Genomic DNA, 1,054 nt, shown 5'->3' on the forward strand with positions numbered 1-1,054 from the left:
CGACCTTACTGCTACGCCGCCCTCAGGGAATTCTCGCGCCTATGAAAAAGCGAAAAATCAACATCGCGATTGACACGGAAAGTCATATCAGTATCGAGACCTTATCGCCAGCTATCTGCCCGAACCCTTGCCAGCCATACCCGACGTCATCGCCACGCTTGACTGCGCAGGCGCTGAGGCCTTGATGCCAACGCTCTACGCCTCGATCTGGGACAACCTGCCCGCGGCACTGCCACGCGAGCATGGCGTGAATCCGCAGTCGTTTGAACGCTACGGTCAGGCGTTCGGCTTCGTGCTGTATCGCAAGTCGTTGCCGGAGCACGCGCGCGGTGTGCTGGATATCAGCGCCGTTCATGACTATGCAACGGTTTTCCTTGGTGAACGGTACGCGGGCGGCGTATCGAGAGCGCAACTGCCGCAGAAGTACGCGCAGTCGCTCCACATGGTGCATCGTGTGCCGCTTGCCCTGCCTTCGGCGCGGCACAACCACGGGTCGAACCCGGACGGCCAGGTCGCGCTGGAGATACTCGTCGAGGCCATGGGGCGCGTCAACTTCGGACACGCGATCGTTGACCGTAAAGGTCTGCTCGAGCCGGTCACTATGAAACACGTCGACGGCTCGCTCGCGTTGCTCGAGGAATGGGACATCTACCTGCTGCCGATGGATGAAACGTTTATCGCCAACCTCAACGAAGACTGCACGAACCCACGCAAACCCGGTCTCTTTTATAAGGCGAACGTGCTGCTGACTGAAGTCGGCGACACCTGGCTCGACATGAGCAACTGGACCAAGGGTATCGTCTGGGTCAATGGCCACAATCTCGGACGCTACTGGAAAATCGGCCCGCAAAGGCGCCTGTATTGTCCCGCGCCGTGGCTCGTGCAAGGTAACAACGAGGTGCTGGTCTTCGACCTCCATCAGATCGAGGCAAAGCCGATTCAACTGGCCGACAGGTTGTACTAGGCCGTGTTCACATTTAAAAGCGGCCCAAACGAGCAGGCAAGGGACGCGAACACGAGATAGCTGTCAGCGAGCTTGTCATACCGGGTGGAG

1 protein-coding gene and 1 pseudogene are annotated in these 1,054 nt (G+C 58.9%); one reads left to right on the plus strand and one right to left on the minus strand.

Annotated features, from left to right (window positions below; translation table 11 throughout):
* Positions 1 to 184 precede the first annotated feature (184 nt).
* Positions 185 to 964 carry a glycoside hydrolase family 35 protein gene (locus tag HDG39_RS34545; protein ID WP_260328468.1) on the plus strand — a complete coding sequence of 260 codons (780 nt, stop codon included), beginning with the start codon at positions 185 to 187 and terminating at the stop codon, positions 962 to 964.
* Here the strand turns inward: HDG39_RS34545 and HDG39_RS34550 are convergent.
* A pseudogene (locus HDG39_RS34550) lies at positions 961 to 1,054 on the minus strand (IS5/IS1182 family transposase); the annotation flags it as partial. The gene HDG39_RS34545 and the pseudogene HDG39_RS34550 sit on opposite strands and share 4 nt — an antisense overlap.

Source organism: Paraburkholderia lebeckiae (assembly GCF_014201005.1).
GTDB classification, from domain to species: Bacteria; Pseudomonadota; Gammaproteobacteria; order Burkholderiales; family Burkholderiaceae; genus Paraburkholderia; species Paraburkholderia tuberum.